We start from the raw sequence: 16,260 nt of genomic DNA, 5'->3' as shown, positions 1-16,260 counted from the left end.
TTGTTATTTATTGTCAGTTTTTTCAGCTTGTAGCTGACTCAATTTATATAGGTAGATGTTCAGTAAAAGGGTTGCGCGGTCAATTTCCTTTTGCTGTGAATACTTTTCAGCGTATTCAATACGACCTAGAAGCGGGAATAGTGAGTTACTATATTCGTACGCCGTTTTAGAGTTCTTATCTACATTCTGTCTAGCTACGTTGGCAAACACCGTTCTTGCGTCTGAGAATCGCTTATACACATCCATAAACTGGTCTTCTAAATGAGCGCTCTGTGTCAAAAAGTTTTGACGTAACTGCTGGGCAGAAGATGAATCTGGATAGATTGCGATTAATTCATTGGTCAAGCTATCGAGCTCGCTGACGTTACTTACTTTGGCCGAGTCTAAAAACCAGTTATTCATCATAATATCTACGCGATTAATAGTTGGTGTTTTCAGTGACTGGGCATATTTTTTATTTTCGTAATCTAACGAGGCGACCAACTTTACAAGTTCATTAAGTGAAGCTTGACTAATTTTTTGCTCCAGCGTTCGATAGCGTTGTTGTTCGTACACAAAATGTGAACATATCGCCGTAACAATCAAGCCAATGATGAAGTAGATCATAAATCGGCCGGACTTTGTTGGGTTCGTTTTTTCACTGTTATTGAGGGGGGATGGCGAGTCCGGGGCAGGAGAGGGAGATACATTCACTTTAATTTCAGGTGTTGCCTGTGCGGAAGCTGAAGCGTTAGTATTTGCTTGTTTTTTCTCACGTAATTCTATGGCATGTTGTTGTTCTTTTATCTGTTCAGCCCATTGATTTAAGATACGACGAATGCGACCAAATGAAGGCGCTTGAATACCGTAATGAAGGCGAAGCTCTTCCTCTATTCTTAAACACAACTGGTGCGCAGCTTCAATCAGTGGAAGTTCTTCCGGCAACGCACGGTGCTTATTAATACGTTTTTCAGTATGCTCCACCATCCATTCAATTGCGCTCATTCGTGCTTTTGACTTTGAATGTTCAGGGTATGCGGTGTTCCAATAGACCACACACACATCAAGCAATGAATTTAACCCTTCAACAAGGCCTCTTAGACCATCGTTATATGTTGATGCGACCGTGAAGTAGCAGCAACAACGTAAGTCTTTAGCGTGAGTGCTCAAGATTTTTTTTGAGAGTGTTTGAACCGTTTTCCAAGAGACTCTTCCGGTGACTTTATTAAGATTATTTATTTGACGTTTTATTTCGTCAAAGTCTTCAGAGCCATTAGGGTTAGAGCCGCTTGGGTTATTTTCATCGATTGGTCTTCGAGCGAAGTCGCTAAAAAACATAAGGCAAATTCCAACTGATCATATAGAAGTATTAAAGTATATAGGACTCCACTGCTGTTATATTAAATTGTAAGCAGTGCATTACCGAAGTGATTCTATAGATAAAAGAAGTTGTTTAGATAATAAAAACACTTAAAAAATAAATTAAATTATCCTTAGTGTGATCTTTGTTCATAATATTAATGTCAATAGTTCGATTTGTTTTTAAGGAGAGCCTTATATATGACGAAGTCGATCTTTTGAGTTAATAAATGTGATTAAATTGTTAATTTTGTCTGTTTTTTGTTCGCCTATGTTCTTTAAAATAGCCCTCTTAAATTGGTGATAGAGCCTTCTTAATTTTTATTTAATTAAATAGGTTTACAGGCTCATTGCTTTAACTCAGTTCGGTCCATTAGTTTTTGTTTGTAGGTAAAATAACCAACCCTGTAGTTGAAATGTATTAAGTTATAGGTGTTTTTTTAGGCTTATTGAAAAAGAGAATATAATTGATATCTTTCGCCTCTAAGTAGAATATCGGTTTTCCTAGAGGGACGAAATGCTAAAACCAAGTCAAATCGGGCTGATTTCAGCCATGTGTCTATTTTCTTCTTTTGCAGTCGCAAAGGGAGAGCGTTATGGACTCTCTGCCAGTATGTTGACTATCGATAGCATTAATTACGAAGAAGGTAACAGTGGTGAACAAGACACTCTGAGGTTTGGCTTGGTTCATTCTCGCCCTATTGATGAAAATAATAACCGTTGGCGCTGGTGGTTAGGGCTTAACTACCTAGCAGAAGATATCGAAGCGCCAGCTAGCGGTCTATATCAAGAAGTAACTAACTATGAACTTCGTATTGTACCGCAATATGCGCTGGCTTCTTGGAGCGTTTTCACACCGTACGTAGGTGCTGGTTTATCTGCAGGTTACTCACAATATTCAAACCGTTGGCAAGTTGACCCAGAAGGTTACCGCTATAAGAGTGTCGAGGACATCGATCAGTTCGAGCTGGGTGCAGTTATCGCCGTTGGTACGGTCATTAAGCTAGGTAGTAACCCAGATGCTCATATACAAATCATTCCTCAAGCCTCTTATATTCTCCCAGTTATCAATGATGGGATAGGTGGGCTTGAACTGTCTGTTTCTATGCTATTTTGAGGTATATAGATGCACTCAAATCAGCTAGTTCTATTTATTTCTAAATGCCCAGAGGAATACACGGGTGCTAAGCACATTGAAATGCCCGAGAGTGGTGGTTCAATGGGGCGTTCACCAAGTTGTAGTGTGTCTTTAACCGATCACAACCGTTTTATATCAGGCACTCATTGCCTGATCAGTGTGTATGGAGATACCTACTATATTAGTGACGTCTCCACTAATGGCACTTTGGTTAACGGAAACAAAATACTAAAAAATCAACCTGTTGCGATAGTCGATGGCGATATTATTTCTTTAGGACAATATGAAATTGGCGTTTCTCTGGAGCATGTTACCTCGACACAAGACATTGCCGCTGATATAGCCCCTGAGCGAGTATCCAATGATCCTTTGGTTAGCCTCGGAGACGCAGTTGTCGAAGAAGAAGAAAAAGTAGGCGCTTTAGAAGATTTGTTTATGGAGACTAAACAGGATGACATTGATTGTCATGATCCTGTTGCGCACCTTAACTTTTCAATGCAGCGAGATGATGATTATTTAATTCGTGACGATGAGCATCCAGAACCTGAACAGCCTAAAACGGTGGAAAGCACACGTCAGGTGATCGATGACAGTTTCAGCATATACTCCGAGTTCGATCAGCCAAGCCTCATCCCTGAAGATTGGATGGCTACGGAGACCAAGAGTAACGCATCAATAAAGGGTTCGTTAGGGGTAGAGAACGGTACGCCATATAGAGAAGATATTGTCTCAGAAGAGACGGTTCAACCCCAAACGACGATTCTAGATAGGGCAGTTCAAAGACAGCATCATGCACCTAACTCCACCGAGACGGTCGTCGAACATACTGCTACGGGCTCAAAATGGGAAGAGATGACACAGTCATTTACTCCCTCTTCTCAAGCTAATCAGCCACTTCAAATGCCTGCGGTAGAACCTACGATAAACAGTACGACTAAAGAGCAAGCGGGTATCGAAGCAACCGCCTGTTCTCAAGATATAGCACAAGCGTTTTTTGATGGTTTGGGTATAAGAAATCCTGAGCTAATGACGAATGAAGCTCAGTTGTTCAAACAAATGGGCACTTGTTTGCGCTTATGTATCGATAACCTGCAGAAAGAATTACACGAAGTAGAGTCCTTGAAAGAAGAGCAGAGTACGAGTGAGTCTAACTCTAACATTGCGGAGCTGATGCTGACTCTCAATAGCCAACATCTACTGGCTCCAAATGAACTGGTAGAACAAATGCTTGATGAGTTGAATGACCACCAAGTCACGTTTAATAAAGCGCTGAATGAGCTCATTTTAGAACAATCAGAGACGAACGATCCCGTTGCATTTGCTAACAAAGTTGCGAGTCAATCTTTGTTCTCAACGAAGTCAAAACTGTGGGGCGAATATTTAGATTTCTACTCTAACAATCGTCGCCTGCTCAACGAAACATCCTTAAAAGGGCTGATTAAGAAAAACTATAACAAAGTGATTAAGGGAAACCATGCGTAGTATCGCCGTATTACTCGGATTTGCCATGTTGTCCGGTTGTTCCATGTGGGATCAATTTAAAGAGTCCACGGGTATCACACCAGAAACTTCGTCCATTGAATTGGTTATTGAGGCGTCACCTGTACTCAATGTGAGAGATGGGGGGCAGTCATCTCCGGTCATTCTCCGCCTTCACGAATTAAATTCGCCAGTTTTATTCCGGAGCTTAGATTTTTTTGCGCTGTTTGAAAACGATAAAGCGTCGTTGGGTGATGAGTACATCAAACGTTATGAATATCAAATACAGCCAGGTGGAAAAGTTCATGAAATGCTAACGCTAGACCCTGACACTCGTGCCGTCGGTTTTTCTGTGGCCTTTCGTGATATTGATGGTTCGTCATGGCGTAAAGTTGAAGTCATTGAAGAGAAGAGCGAGTACTACATCAAGCTCAAGTTAGAAGGCAGTGAGTTAATTTCTGATAATACTCGCGGCATTGAACAGGTTTACTTTTAAGGGATAGAAACATGTCTTTATACAATCCAGTTGTTTGGCAAGATGGAATGTTCATGAAGCCGCAGCATTTTCAACAACTCGATCGTTCGCAAAGTAAACTGTCGAGTATGTTGAGCAGCAACGCATCTCCTTTACATTGGGGGATTAAGCGTTTGGAAATAAATTCACAACTGCTAGCCCTCGGTAAAATTGGTATTACGCGTGCAGAAGGCATCCTACAGGACCGCACGCCATTTGAACTTCCACTGCTCGCTGAACTACCAGAAGTGAAAGATGTGGATCCTTCGATTGCCGATAAAGTGGTTTATTTGTGCTGTCCGTTACCATCGGAACGTTCTGAGTTATTTGGCACTAAAAAAGACGGTGCACGTTATACGATGGAATCTCAAGAAGCGGTTGATGCTTGTTATGATTCGGAAGACATGGCAAATATCGTTGTCGGCAAGCTTAACTTTTGCTTAATGTACGACCATGAAGATAAAAGTGCTTACACGTCTATTCCGATCCTCAAGATCTCGGAAGTGAAGCCAGATGGTAGCGTGATCTTAGATGATAGTTTCATTCCTACCTGTATTGATATTCACGCATCTACGGTACTTAATAAGTTCGCGACGGAGTTTGCTTCTATGCTGAAGCACCGCGCAGAATCCATAGTTCAGCGACTGGGAGTGGTGGATCAACAAGGCGTATCATCAGTTTCTGACTTTATGCTATTGCAAGCGCTCAATAGATACGAACCCTTGTTTTGGCATTTTGCAAACACAGAAGCTGTACACCCTGAGTCTTTGTATCGAATTCTTCTTCAGGCAGAGGGCGAGCTTTCGACGCTGTGCTCGACGACACGCCGACCTATTGAGTTTACTAAATACAATCATGGTGATCTTACTAGCTGTCTTTCTCGCGTTCTAGACAGTGCGAAAATGACATTGAGCGTGATGTCTGAACAAAGAGCAATTCCACTGACCTTAAAAGATCAGAACTATGGCATCAGAACGGCAGCGATACCTGACAATAAGATCACTGATACGACGACCTTTATCCTCGCAGTTAAAGCCGACGTAACCTTGGATGTCCTGCATACCCAGTTTGTCAGCCAAACGAAGATCGGCTCAATCGATAACATTCGCGACTTGATTAACCTTCAACTGCCTGGGATTGAGATCAAACCAATGCCAGTTGTGCCACGCGCGCTGCCGTATCACGCTGGCTATACCTATTTCGAGCTCGATAAAACGGGCGAAGAGTGGATGGCATTGAAGAACACTGCTGCGATTGCGATTCACGTTGCGGGCGATTTCGCTAACTTATCATTGCAACTTTGGGCCGTTCGTCTATGAGTTACGCAGAAACAGACGTCACCGTAGTCTTATTCCAACCAGAGCCTGGCAAACCAATGGAGGTAATGCCAGCGCCTGACTTATCGAGAAACATCGCAGTACAAGATCTATCTATCGACAACATGGGCATTAACCCGCTGGTAGATCAATTCTCATGGTTGATCGCCAGTCTGTCTTGCATGTCTTCGATCCCTTGGCTTGATGACCCGATGCCGTTTCGTGAACAAGTGGCACGTGAGATTCGAAAAGGTGAACGAAAACTTAATGAAATGGAGCTCGATCGTGCTTCGGTTCTTGTTATTCGTTACTGCTTGTGTGCGGCGATTGATGAATCTGTTTGTCGGCAAGAATGGGGGGCAAATAGTCACTGGAGCCAGAACAGCTTACTGTCTGAATTCCATAACGAAACATCTGGTGGTGACAAGTTTTTCGTTATTCTCGATCGCTTAAAAGCCGACCCTCGCAAATACCGTCACGTTATAGAGTTTCTCTATTTATTGCTTCAACTTGGTTTCCAAGGCAAGTACGGCCGTGAAGAGCGTGGTAACGAAAAGTTAGCGGAAATTGGCAGCACCATTTATCGATTAGTGCGAGATGACCGCCTAGCAGAACAAGAAAAAGTTTCTTTAATCAACCTTAAAGCTAAATACCTAAAGAAGCCGTTAAAAAGGGTAATTTCACCCAAGCTGATCTTGAGTCTTAGTGCGATTACGTTTGCGCTTATGTATGCGGCAACCTACATCGTCATAGACTTAAAATTCCAGCAACTGCTTGAAGTGTATAGATAACCAGAAATCTAAAAATGAGATCTTCTGCCAGTTTTAAGGTTTGCTGTGAATATCACTGGTCTTTTAGTGAAATTCACTAGTCATTTAGAGAGATTGCAATGTGCGATCTCTTTTATCATTCAATCAATAAAATTCAAATGGATTGGTTATGGGCGTAACAGTTGGTGCGAATGGACTTTCGATAGTTCATAAAGGCTCAGGTGGTGAAGCGAATGCAACGCTCCCAGATGTTTGTTTAACTAAGGTCGGCAAGCCAGTCGTTCCTATCCCTTATGGCAACAATGCTAAATCAGCAGACCTTGCAGGTGGGACTACGACGGTCTCTATGGATGGCGGTAACAGTGTCGCTATCAAGGGCAGTACGTTCTCAAAAAGTACTGGCGATGCGGGCGGTGACAGAAAAGGCGTTGCCTCAGGCACGATAGAAGCCGAAGCAAAATTCATTTCAGCTTCACCAACGGTTAAGTTTGAAGGTAAGGGCGTATGTCGCCTGTCCGATCAAATGACCATGAACAAAGCCAATACCATGTGTTTGGGTGGGGCACAAAACCCATCGGTTTCTGTTACAGAAGAGCAGGAAGGGACGTATACGGTTGACTTGTACCTTTCTTACTCAGACGGTGAACCCGTTCAAGGCGCAACTTACACTCTCACAGATCAATCTGGCGCCGTATTTGAAGGAACATTAGACAACAACGGTAAAGCATCGGTTGGTGGTGTTGCTCCGGGTGAGTTTGCCATAGAGTATGGTGAGGACAGTCGCGACTTTATGCCGAATGTTCCAACTAAGACCAATCCGAACTTTAACCCGAGTGCGAACGCTCAACTGATCATTGAAGAAACAAAGAAAGGCGAAGTTGGCTTCTGGGAAAATGCTTGGACGCGAATGTCTGGTGCTGCAAGCTGGGTTTGGGGCGTCATTCTTGGTGACTTTAACGATGATGCCTCCGTAGAACAGATCATTGCCAATACGGCCCTGACCATGATTCCTGTTGTCGATCAAGCAGCAGATGTCCGCGATTTATCAGCGAACATTATGACGTTGTTGAATGAGGAAGAACGTGAAAAGTCGGAAAACTGGCTGGCTCTTTCATTAACGCTTATCGGTTGTGTCCCGACATTTGGTAGTGCAGTCAAAGGTACGTGTAAAGTAGCCCTTAAAGGCGGAAAAGGAACATCAAAAGATACTTTACTGGCTGTTTTAAGAGGCATGGGTAAAGGCGATCCAGAGAAGTTCTTGCGTACGTTAGATTGGATGGATTATGCGAAACAAACCAGCCAGATTGTTAGTGATGTTTTAAAACCTTGTATTGAAGTGGCAACCGAGTTGGCGTCTTACGCAAACAGAATGGGTGCAGATGAGCTCGGTACGTATTTCTTGAAGTTAGCGGATGAGGTAAAAATCATCGATAAGATGGTTCCGGACAAGCTTAAAGAAGCGATGGGCGAGTTTGATGATCTTTTTGCTCGCATCTTAGGTAAGGGCGAGAAAACCTATCCAGCAAAAGTAAAACACAATACAGGTGAGTCTGCTCAGTCAGGAAAGAACTCTGCGAAGGCGAATGAAGATAAAGATAAGAAACCGATCAAATGTAAGGTTTGTAAGCGTATTGCGGGTAGAAAGAAAGGTCAATGCCAAGAAGCGTTGAAAATGTGAGGATGTTATGGGGATCATCAAAGATAAAGGTCGTTGGGAGCGTTCTAGTTTAAGCAACAGCAAAGTTAAATCGCTGCGTAATAAGCATCCACTTAACTTTCAAACTTACTCGATGGCTGCTCACCACTTAATTTCTTGCGAGGTTGCAAAAAAGTTATCAAGCATCAGAAAAAAGCAAATTGTTTACAAGGGTTATGATATTAACTATCTGTATAATTTAGTATTATTACCAACGATTGACCAAGTTTCATGCCAGTATAACGTACCATTGCATAAATCAGGGCATACCGATCGTCGCCTCGAAGAGTATTTTCAGAGAGAATCCGGAAAAAACCTTGAAGGCGAGCTGTCCGAGTTAGAAAGTGGTCTCAAGCAAGAGGCAGATGCGGATAAATCAAAGTTGCTAGCTGGAGATTTGTCTATGGTTGCTAGTGTGCGAGGTTATCACAAGGTCGTTGGCTCTATGTTAGCTAAAACGTTAAAAAATTTAGATTGTGACACAGAGGCTCAAGAGTATGTTGATAGCTTGGATGAATTATCTATCGATATTGCCGATCTTTTGGGTTGCCACAAACTTCATTTGATTTCACGTGGTAGGCATTTGACTCCTTCAGGTGGAGGTTGTCATATGTGTAGAAGTGGTAAAGTAGGCACACCAAGATTGCATTACTTGAGTGGAAGCAGAGATTTTGATGAACCAGTGCCTAGTCAAGCCAAGGTCAAAAAGTTCTGTTTTGAAGGGGCATCATTAAAAACAATGGGAGAATTAGTTTAGCCTATGAACTTTTCAATAATTAGTGAAAACTTTCATGAGTCTACAACAAGTTTTGTTTGTATTGACAGTAGAGAACCATTGTATAGCAAAGCGCAATTTGAGCCCACAAGCTCTTTAGAGCCTATTGTTTGGGAATCTACGGATGGTTTTATTAAAGGTGTAGGTAATATTGCGGATAATGGTGATCTCTGTGTTAGTAAGGAGTTCGCTGAACTGGTGATGAGTTTTGACCCTTATGGGATCGAATGTTACCCCGCAGAACTTAGATTACCAGATGGCTCGTTATCAAATCGTTATTTGTTGGCACTAAATAATGTTTTAGATGTTATTGATGAATCTAAATCTAGAATGAGAAAGTCACCCAAGAGAAATAAGATGTTAGTTATGGAACTTTATTTATCTGAGGAGAAATTAAAAAAAATCCCTCTTCAAAATAGAGTTTTGTTCCGCGTTAAAGGGGCAGAGACCGCAACAATTTTCTGTGAAGAAATTTTTGATCTTGTGAGTGGCACTGAATCATTTAGTGATTTAAGAGCTTTTAAATTGGATTGTGATAAGGAAGTACCAAAGTACTGAGGCTTAAAATGAAAGAACAATATCATTTACTAACTAAACAAGACCTAGGTAACTTCCCATTCCAACAAAGCCCTAAGCCAATAGTGCCAGTAGAGCCAGATTTGCTTTTGGAAATGACCTTTTCTCCAAAGCTATTTATCATCAGTGATATTGCGTCAAAAGTAGAGAAACTGGTCGTACACGGAGTAGAGTGGTTAGACGCTCGAGTGGATTGTTCCCCAAGCCAGCCATCTGATGATGAAATTAAAGTTTACGAAGATTATCGAATGCCTTATATCCATCAAACTTATAAATTGACGGACAAAGAAAAACAATACGGTATGTTGAACTGGTTAGATATCGAATCAACAAAGTTTGACTTCTCTAAATTAGAAAATATTCCTTTAGAAGAACGATTAATATTTAAACTAGAAGAAGATTTTGGCTTCGTTTTCATTCACCAAAGTGTGATTGACCTTCTTAAAAAAGACGTCAAAGACGTTTGGATAAGAGATGTATAATTAATAGCGCCGAAAGGCGCTTTTTATTTTCTTTAAAATAAAGTATGGTCTCCCTCCTTTTAAAATGGTAAGTGTTGAATAATTATACAGTGGTTAGGTAAATGAATAAAATAACTAAACTCGCTTTGGCTTTGTCCGTATTGACATCTGTTGTTGGGTGTCAACTGGTGTCAAATACGCCGATGCAATCGACAGCAACGAAGGAAATAATTGAAAAAGCAAAGGCAGAGTTTGATGGACAACGCTTTTATAAGTTGAATGAATATGATGAAGAAATCAACGTTTCAGATGATGGGGTCATTACCTTCAAGTCTTACTTACCACGCAGCGGCGGCTATGAATGGGTACCAATTGTGATACGCGATACTAGTTTTCGTGTTTCTTGCGATTATTTTAGTGAATATGTTGAAGCTGGAATGGTTGTTCAGGTTCAGTTTGTAGGTAAACGCGGGCGCATTGAAAATTACGACAAGCAACGTTGTGAAGAGTTTGGCGAGCCAACATGGCAATAAGATCTATGGATAATTAAAGCGCCGACAGGCGCTTTTTATTTACGCCTTAATTAACGTTAGAAGAGGTTTAGACCAATCTTCGGAAGATTAGGCAAGCAATGCGTAGTATCTGGTTAACGAAAAAATACGAAAGTTGCAACAATGTACGTGTCAGTAAAGTAGGAGCGATAAAGCCTCCGCGTACTGTACTCATCGTGTGTTACGTTAATTAGGAGTGTCTACCATGAAAAGCCAGAACGACAATCAAGCAAGTTACCAAGATGAACCTGATGAAGGTCGTCGCAATATGATGAAAATGACGGGTGCCAGCGTGGTTGCTATGGGGGTCGGATCGCTCTCAACGAGTTCCGTTCAAGCTGAGACGCAAATAAATCTTGGTGACACCTGGGATAAAACATTTACGAAAAGTAACCAAGTTCAACATCGCAAAGTGAGTTTTAAAAACCGTTATGGCATCACGTTGGCAGCGGATCTTTATCGACCTAAAAATAAAAGTGGCAAGCTTGCGGCTATCGTCATTAGTGGTCCATTTGGCGCTGTGAAAGAGCAGTCTTCAGGGTTATATGCTCAAACATTAGCCGATCGAGGCTTCATTACTTTAGCGTTTGATCCATCGTATACCGGAGAGAGTGGTGGTGAACCAAGAAACGTTGCATCACCTGATATCAATACAGAGGACTTTAGCGCAGCTGTGGACTTTATTGGCCTACAGAAAGACGTTGATCGTCAGAAAATTGGTGTGATAGGCATATGTGGTTGGGGCGGCATGGCGTTAAACGCAGTTGCTGCAGATAAACGCGTCAAAGCAGTCGCAACCAGTACGATGTATGATATGACCCGTGTAATGTCTAAAGGCTATAACGACAGTACGACGTTTGAACAGCGCACGCAAACGTTAGAGCAGCTAAGCCTGCAACGATGGGAAGATGCCGAAAATGGAACACCTACTTACGGGCCAGTATCGCTTGAGTTAGTTGGAGGTGAGCCCCAATTTGTTGTTGAGTATGCAGCCTATTACAAGTCTCCTGAACGTGGCTTTCATCCACGAGCCATTAATTCAAATGCAGCATGGACACTCACAACGCCGCTGTCGTTTATGAATATGCCAATTCTGACCTACATTGAAGAGATATCTCCACGCCCAGTGTTGTTCATTCATGGCGAAAAGGCGCACTCTCGCTATTTCAGTGAAACGGCGTATGAAGCGGCGGCAGAGCCTAAAGAATTGATGATCATTCCAAATGCGAATCATACGGATCTCTACGATCAATTGGATGTGATCCCATTTGATAAATTAGAGAGCTTCTTTAAGGTTAATTTAGTTTAGATCGCCCTCTAGAAGACAACTGAGGAGCGGTTACTATTGTGCTCCTCAGTTCCTATTGATTGAAAAATTCTCTAGATTCTCGGTGAACCATTACGGAGAGTATTTCATTATTATACTCACAAGTCGGTATGAACTTGTTTTGTAGAAAACGCTAATAAAATCGCTAAACAGCTACATGCTAATAGAACGACACCTAAGTTTTGTACTGTTCCAGCCATCGCTAATCCCGTCCCGATCATGATGTAGTACATGAGCCCAAATAAAGCACCTGCGCTACCTACCTGTTGTTTATAATCAACGAGTGCATCACTGAGTATGTTGGGTATCGCAATCCCATACGACATGACGACTAACATCATTGGAGCAACAAACCAGATTGATTGGCTCAGAATCAACACACCGACTGATCCCAAACTAAGCAATACTGCGGAGAGCCAAAGTAGTTGGTTTTTTCGAACATTTTTAGACACTAGGGATTTGTTTAAATAACTCCCAAGCAGAGTGCCTAACCCCAGTACCATGCCACTGTATCCAAATTGTTCGGAGCTATACCCAAGTGCTGAGAAAGTAAATGCGCCAAGCTGGTAATAAGAAAATAGAGCAATGTTATACAAAGCAACCAGTAATCCTGAGCGCCAAATTCGCGCGTCTCTTACCATTTTCCAGCTAAGTTGACGCAACCGTACTGGTGTCTGTTCTTTCTGTGTTTCAGGAAGCTTAATAACGTTATAAGCGAGCAATAATAACGCGATTAAAAACAAGGCAAAAAACACATAACGGTATCCACCAAGCGCTGTAAGCTGCCCGCCTAATAGCATGCCAACTACCGGGCTGATTGATATACCCATCCCCATTAAGCTGAAGACTTTACTCAGTTCTTGACCGTCAAACGCGTCACGAAGCATGGTCTGTGTGACAACGGAACCTACCGCGATACCAAATGCGCTCAGGGCTCGCGCAGCCATGACAACAGCAAAACTCTCGGTTTGAGTTGCGAGTAAAGACGCAAAACCATAGATAAAGAGCCCAATTAACATGGTAGGCCTTCTTCCCAGTTTATCTGCGAGCACTCCCCAAACTACAACGCCAATGGCAAAAGCTAGGAAGTAAATCGACAATGTTTGGGCTGCTTGTGCGTGGTTTACATCAAATGATAGAGCGATTGAGCTCAACGCTGGGCTATAGATGGTTTCTACAATTTGTGGAAACATCAACATAACCAGCATGAGCCATAAAGAGGGCTTAGTATTCATATTGTTACCCATCGTTAATGAAGTTGGCGGGCAGTATAAATGAGGCTATGATTGATCTAATAACAACATAAAAACCAAATACATCAACATTCGGACAAAATGGCACTTATTGACGAAGAAACACAATTTGACGCAGACAAAATTTCTAATTGTGTAGTGGGAATTGCTGCGGATATTGGCAAGCACGACTCAGGTATGCATCAGCACAAGAAAGGGCAATTGTTGTACGCATCTCAAGGTTGTATGAGTTTTGCTCTGAAAGATTCGATTTGTATTCTGCCCCCGACAAAGGCGGTTTGGATCCCACCTAATACGCCGCATCGCGCACTGATGACGAATGTGGTTGCGTATCGATCTTTGTATTTTGATTGTGAGGTGTTTGCGTGTCCGAGTAAGATCACGATGATAGAAGTAAATACTTTACTCCAAGCCCTCATTGATAAAATGTCATTTTGGGAGTGGGGTAAACCTAACAGCGAGATGGTAAATACGACGGCGCTTTTTTGGGAGGAGTTTTATGCTGCGAAACGTTATTCGTTTCAGTTGCCTTTGCCATCACATCGGCGTTTAGCAACGTTTCGCCGAGAGGTGGTGGAACCTTCATTTCTCGCTCCTTCGCTTACTACTCTTGCAGACAAAGTGGGGGCAAGTACTAAGACGGTAACACGATTATTTAAGTCGGAAACGGGTATGAATTATCAAGATTGGCGTCAACAGTGGAGGCTCTTAAAAGCAGTTGAATTGTTATCAACGGGAATGCAAGTCAGCGCCGTTGCTGATTGGCTGGCGTTTTCGTCAGACAGTGCTTTTATTGCATTTTTCAAAAAGCAAACTGGGCAAACACCTCTGACGTTTATGAAAACCAAGCCCTAAGCATCAAAATACTCACACTCTTTCTAGAACAAATCCTAGGTTCATAGGCTCAGCCTATGAAGCGTACATAGAGAGATACCAACGTGCACGTTACTTGTGTTTACTCGGCAGCTGACGAAAATATTGAGTAGCAAAGTCAATAAAGGCTCGGATGCGTTTTGGTTGATGTCGGTCGTGATGGTAAAGGAGTGAAAACTCCACACTCGGAATGCTCCAGTCGGTAAACACTTCTTTTAGCTTGCCTGTCTGGAGTTCTTGTTGGCAATAAAGCGCTGGCACACGGATGATACCATTTCCCGCCAACGCTGCTTTTATCATTACTCTGCCACTCTTACATCGTAACTGTCCACGTATCTGGTGTTCCGTCGACTGCTTTGTATTCGTATCCTCAAATGCCCACCGTGTCACACTACCTGTCAAACAAACGTGTTTTTCTAAGTCCTTTGGATGTGAAGGATAGCCATATGTTTCTAAATAGTTTGGGCTTGCGTATGTCCCCATTTCCACATCGATCAGTTTGCGAGCGATAAAGTTGGAGTCGTCTAACTTTCCCATTCGAAAAGCGATGTCGAATTCATCCGCGATTAAATCGACACGATGGCTGCTGAAATCTAAGTTAATGCTCACTTGTGGGTGTTGGATTAGAAACTGAGAAACGATATCTGCAACAACGTCTTCTCCTAAATAACCCCCCACGCAGTTGATACGAATTTCGCCTCTTAATTCTTCTACATCATCAACCACTGCCATAACAGCTTGATCAATATTATGAAGGGCAGTTTCACACTGTTTATACAGAACCTTGCCTGCTTCGGTGAGGTTCAGTGTTCGAGTGGTCCTTTGTAGCAAAGTGACACCAATCTGTTGTTCCAGATTTGTTATTTGACGTGAAACGTGTGAGCGAGAAACGCCAAGTTGCTCTGCTGCTTTCGTGAAGTTTCCTAGTTGAGCGATTAGGACGAAAGAGCGAATATCCGCAAGGTTGATGTGTGTTTGCATGATGACTTCTGCGTAATTCAAAAAAGTATTGTTGCAGTATAACAACAGTGTTTCAACTAGGTCGGTATATATCAACAAACAAAGTTTTCTTAAACTTATCGCCATTGAGGTAAACCGTTCTATTAAGGATTCAAAATGAAAAAGTTAATTGTTATTACAGGCGCTAGTTCAGGCATTGGTGAAGCGATTGCACGTCATTTCAGCGAACAGGGCCATGCTCTTCTTTTGTTAGCAAGACGTGTAGAACGTTTAGAAGCATTAAACTTACCAAATACGCTTTGTGAAAAGGTAGATGTGACCGATAAAGCTTCTTTTGAAGCGGCAATTGAGAAAGCAGAAGCGTTGTATGGTCCGGTAGATGCACTTGTAAATAACGCAGGCGTTATGCTTCTAGGCCAGATAGATACTCAGGACGCATCGGAGTGGAAGCGCATGTTTGATGTGAACGTACTTGGCTTGCTCAATGGTATGCAGTCCGTCTTAGCACCGATGAAAGCACGCAACAGTGGTACGATCATTAATATCAGCTCTATTGCGGGCAAGAAAACATTCCCTGATCATGCCGCTTACTGTGGTACCAAATTTGCGGTTCATGCGATTTCTGAAAACGTACGTGAAGAAGTCGCATCATCGAATGTTCGCGTTACGACTATTGCACCTGGCGCTGTGGAAACTGAATTACTTTCCCATACTACGTCTCAAGATATTAAAGATGGCTATGATGCTTGGAAAGAGGATATGGGGGGCGTGTTGGCAGCCGACGATATTGCACGAGCAGTGCTGTTTGCTTATCAGCAACCGCAAGGTGTATGTGTTCGCGAAATTGCTTTGGCACCGACAAAACAGCAACCTTAACATTAATTTACAGCGACTTCTGGATCATTAGGGCTGTGAATATTTGCACACCGATTCGTGATTGATATGGCATCTTTCAACTAAGTCGTATGAAAATTTAGGTTACCCATTTAAGTCCGTAGCCTAAGTGTGTTATTGCTTATACCCAAGTTACTCAAGGTGAGAAAAAACTTTGAGTAATTTGGGTTTTTATTTGGTCTCAATTTTTAGTATGTCGCTCTATTGGGGTCAGCGGGCCACAGTCGTAAAGAAAAGGAGAAGGTGACGTAAAGCAAAATGAAGCAATATCCATAGCTTAATGAGAATTGATTTCATCAACGTCACAAGCCGTTACAATTATCCGTTAGGTATTATACT

Annotated in this window: 16 protein-coding genes; 13 read left to right on the top strand and 3 right to left on the bottom strand. The window is 42.2% G+C overall.

Annotated elements, in window-relative coordinates:
- Positions 1–3: 3 nt before the first annotated feature.
- Positions 4–1,317, bottom strand: coding sequence for a type VI secretion system ImpA family N-terminal domain-containing protein (locus tag ACHFJ9_RS02490; RefSeq protein WP_085343945.1), 1,314 nt, complete (start codon positions 1,315–1,317; stop codon positions 4–6).
- A gap of 538 nt (positions 1,318–1,855) precedes the next feature.
- On the opposite strand from ACHFJ9_RS02490, the gene ACHFJ9_RS02485 reads away from it, so the two are divergent.
- From ACHFJ9_RS02485 to ACHFJ9_RS02435, 11 genes are all read left to right on the top strand, one after another.
- Complete coding sequence (locus ACHFJ9_RS02485; RefSeq protein ID WP_395355092.1) at positions 1,856–2,455, top strand: hypothetical protein; 600 nt, start codon at positions 1,856–1,858, stop codon at positions 2,453–2,455.
- A gap of 9 nt (positions 2,456–2,464) precedes the next feature.
- Complete coding sequence (tagH, locus tag ACHFJ9_RS02480) at positions 2,465–3,958, top strand: type VI secretion system-associated FHA domain protein TagH (RefSeq protein ID WP_395355090.1); 1,494 nt, start codon at positions 2,465–2,467, stop codon at positions 3,956–3,958.
- A complete protein-coding gene (gene tssJ, locus ACHFJ9_RS02475; RefSeq protein WP_005392625.1) occupies positions 3,951–4,451 on the top strand; it encodes a type VI secretion system lipoprotein TssJ in 501 nt (166 codons plus the stop codon). The genes tagH and tssJ overlap by 8 nt, the downstream gene beginning before the upstream one ends.
- Positions 4,452–4,462: 11 nt before the next feature.
- Complete coding sequence (gene tssK / locus ACHFJ9_RS02470; RefSeq protein WP_395355088.1) at positions 4,463–5,788, top strand: type VI secretion system baseplate subunit TssK; 1,326 nt, start codon at positions 4,463–4,465, stop codon at positions 5,786–5,788.
- Positions 5,785–6,576 (top strand): type IVB secretion system protein IcmH/DotU, encoded by a 792-nt coding sequence (gene icmH / locus ACHFJ9_RS02465; RefSeq protein ID WP_006741083.1) that lies wholly within the window; start codon positions 5,785–5,787, stop codon positions 6,574–6,576. Before tssK ends, icmH begins: the two co-directional genes overlap by 4 nt.
- A 148-nt stretch (positions 6,577–6,724) precedes the next feature.
- Positions 6,725–8,233, top strand: a complete 1,509-nt coding sequence (locus tag ACHFJ9_RS02460) for a PAAR-like domain-containing protein (RefSeq protein ID WP_395355085.1) — start codon at positions 6,725–6,727, stop codon at positions 8,231–8,233.
- A 7-nt stretch (positions 8,234–8,240) separates the two neighbouring features.
- Positions 8,241–9,008 carry an AHH domain-containing protein gene (locus ACHFJ9_RS02455; protein WP_053807557.1) on the top strand — a complete coding sequence of 256 codons (768 nt, stop codon included), beginning with the start codon at positions 8,241–8,243 and terminating at the stop codon, positions 9,006–9,008.
- Positions 9,009–9,011: 3 nt separating this feature from the next.
- Positions 9,012–9,584 (top strand): imm11 family protein, encoded by a 573-nt coding sequence (locus ACHFJ9_RS02450; RefSeq protein ID WP_038899731.1) that lies wholly within the window; start codon positions 9,012–9,014, stop codon positions 9,582–9,584.
- An 8-nt stretch (positions 9,585–9,592) separates the two neighbouring features.
- On the top strand, positions 9,593–10,084 hold the full coding sequence (locus ACHFJ9_RS02445; RefSeq protein WP_085343938.1) for a hypothetical protein: 492 nt from the start codon (positions 9,593–9,595) through the stop codon (positions 10,082–10,084).
- Between the two features lie 101 nt (positions 10,085–10,185).
- Positions 10,186–10,596, top strand: coding sequence for a hypothetical protein (locus tag ACHFJ9_RS02440; protein ID WP_006741077.1), 411 nt, complete (start codon positions 10,186–10,188; stop codon positions 10,594–10,596).
- Between the two features lie 223 nt (positions 10,597–10,819).
- On the top strand, positions 10,820–11,923 hold the full coding sequence (locus ACHFJ9_RS02435) for an alpha/beta hydrolase (RefSeq protein WP_134645542.1): 1,104 nt from the start codon (positions 10,820–10,822) through the stop codon (positions 11,921–11,923).
- Positions 11,924–12,039: 116 nt separating this feature from the next.
- On the opposite strand, the gene ACHFJ9_RS02430 is transcribed toward ACHFJ9_RS02435, so the two are convergent.
- Positions 12,040–13,176, bottom strand: a complete 1,137-nt coding sequence (locus tag ACHFJ9_RS02430) for a multidrug effflux MFS transporter (RefSeq protein WP_134645543.1) — start codon at positions 13,174–13,176, stop codon at positions 12,040–12,042.
- A gap of 99 nt (positions 13,177–13,275) precedes the next feature.
- Here ACHFJ9_RS02430 and ACHFJ9_RS02425 point away from each other — a divergent pair, with 99 nt between their 5' ends.
- Entirely contained in the window at positions 13,276–14,049 is a 774-nt protein-coding gene (locus tag ACHFJ9_RS02425; RefSeq protein ID WP_395355081.1) for an AraC family transcriptional regulator, read from the top strand.
- 90 nt (positions 14,050–14,139) lie between these two features.
- Here the strand turns inward: ACHFJ9_RS02425 and ACHFJ9_RS02420 are convergent, their stop codons facing one another.
- On the bottom strand, positions 14,140–15,048 hold the full coding sequence (locus ACHFJ9_RS02420; protein ID WP_395355079.1) for a LysR family transcriptional regulator: 909 nt from the start codon (positions 15,046–15,048) through the stop codon (positions 14,140–14,142).
- 135 nt (positions 15,049–15,183) lie between these two features.
- On the opposite strand from ACHFJ9_RS02420, the gene ACHFJ9_RS02415 reads away from it, so the two are divergent.
- On the top strand, positions 15,184–15,903 hold the full coding sequence (locus ACHFJ9_RS02415; protein ID WP_046875926.1) for an SDR family oxidoreductase: 720 nt from the start codon (positions 15,184–15,186) through the stop codon (positions 15,901–15,903).
- Positions 15,904–16,260 lie beyond the last annotated feature (357 nt).

It is taken from the genome of Vibrio sp. D3 (assembly GCF_043995865.1).
In the GTDB taxonomy this organism is placed as follows: domain Bacteria; phylum Pseudomonadota; class Gammaproteobacteria; order Enterobacterales; family Vibrionaceae; genus Vibrio; species Vibrio diabolicus.
The sequence above is the reverse complement of the archived record's forward strand: the minus strand, read 5'-3'. Positions and strand labels throughout refer to the sequence as shown.

Excerpts from the sequence above, each read along its gene's own strand:
- ACHFJ9_RS02460 (WP_395355085.1), top strand. The coding sequence starts at position 6,725 with ATGGGCGTAACAGTTGGTGCGAATGGACTTTCGATAGTTCATAAAGGC.
- tssK (WP_395355088.1), top strand. The coding sequence starts at position 4,463 with ATGTCTTTATACAATCCAGTTGTTTGGCAAGATGGAATGTTCATGAAG.
- tssJ (WP_005392625.1), top strand. The coding sequence starts at position 3,951 with ATGCGTAGTATCGCCGTATTACTCGGATTTGCCATGTTGTCCGGTTGT.
- ACHFJ9_RS02490 (WP_085343945.1), bottom strand. The coding sequence starts at position 1,317 with ATGTTTTTTAGCGACTTCGCTCGAAGACCAATCGATGAAAATAACCCA.
- ACHFJ9_RS02415 (WP_046875926.1), top strand. The coding sequence starts at position 15,184 with ATGAAAAAGTTAATTGTTATTACAGGCGCTAGTTCAGGCATTGGTGAA.
- ACHFJ9_RS02430 (WP_134645543.1), bottom strand. The coding sequence starts at position 13,176 with ATGAATACTAAGCCCTCTTTATGGCTCATGCTGGTTATGTTGATGTTT.
- ACHFJ9_RS02425 (WP_395355081.1), top strand. The coding sequence starts at position 13,276 with ATGGCACTTATTGACGAAGAAACACAATTTGACGCAGACAAAATTTCT.
- ACHFJ9_RS02440 (WP_006741077.1), top strand. The coding sequence starts at position 10,186 with ATGAATAAAATAACTAAACTCGCTTTGGCTTTGTCCGTATTGACATCT.
- ACHFJ9_RS02435 (WP_134645542.1), top strand. The coding sequence starts at position 10,820 with ATGAAAAGCCAGAACGACAATCAAGCAAGTTACCAAGATGAACCTGAT.
- ACHFJ9_RS02445 (WP_085343938.1), top strand. The coding sequence starts at position 9,593 with ATGAAAGAACAATATCATTTACTAACTAAACAAGACCTAGGTAACTTC.
- ACHFJ9_RS02450 (WP_038899731.1), top strand. The coding sequence starts at position 9,012 with ATGAACTTTTCAATAATTAGTGAAAACTTTCATGAGTCTACAACAAGT.
- ACHFJ9_RS02420 (WP_395355079.1), bottom strand. The coding sequence starts at position 15,048 with ATGCAAACACACATCAACCTTGCGGATATTCGCTCTTTCGTCCTAATC.
- ACHFJ9_RS02455 (WP_053807557.1), top strand. The coding sequence starts at position 8,241 with ATGGGGATCATCAAAGATAAAGGTCGTTGGGAGCGTTCTAGTTTAAGC.
- icmH (WP_006741083.1), top strand. The coding sequence starts at position 5,785 with ATGAGTTACGCAGAAACAGACGTCACCGTAGTCTTATTCCAACCAGAG.
- tagH (WP_395355090.1), top strand. The coding sequence starts at position 2,465 with ATGCACTCAAATCAGCTAGTTCTATTTATTTCTAAATGCCCAGAGGAA.
- ACHFJ9_RS02485 (WP_395355092.1), top strand. The coding sequence starts at position 1,856 with ATGCTAAAACCAAGTCAAATCGGGCTGATTTCAGCCATGTGTCTATTT.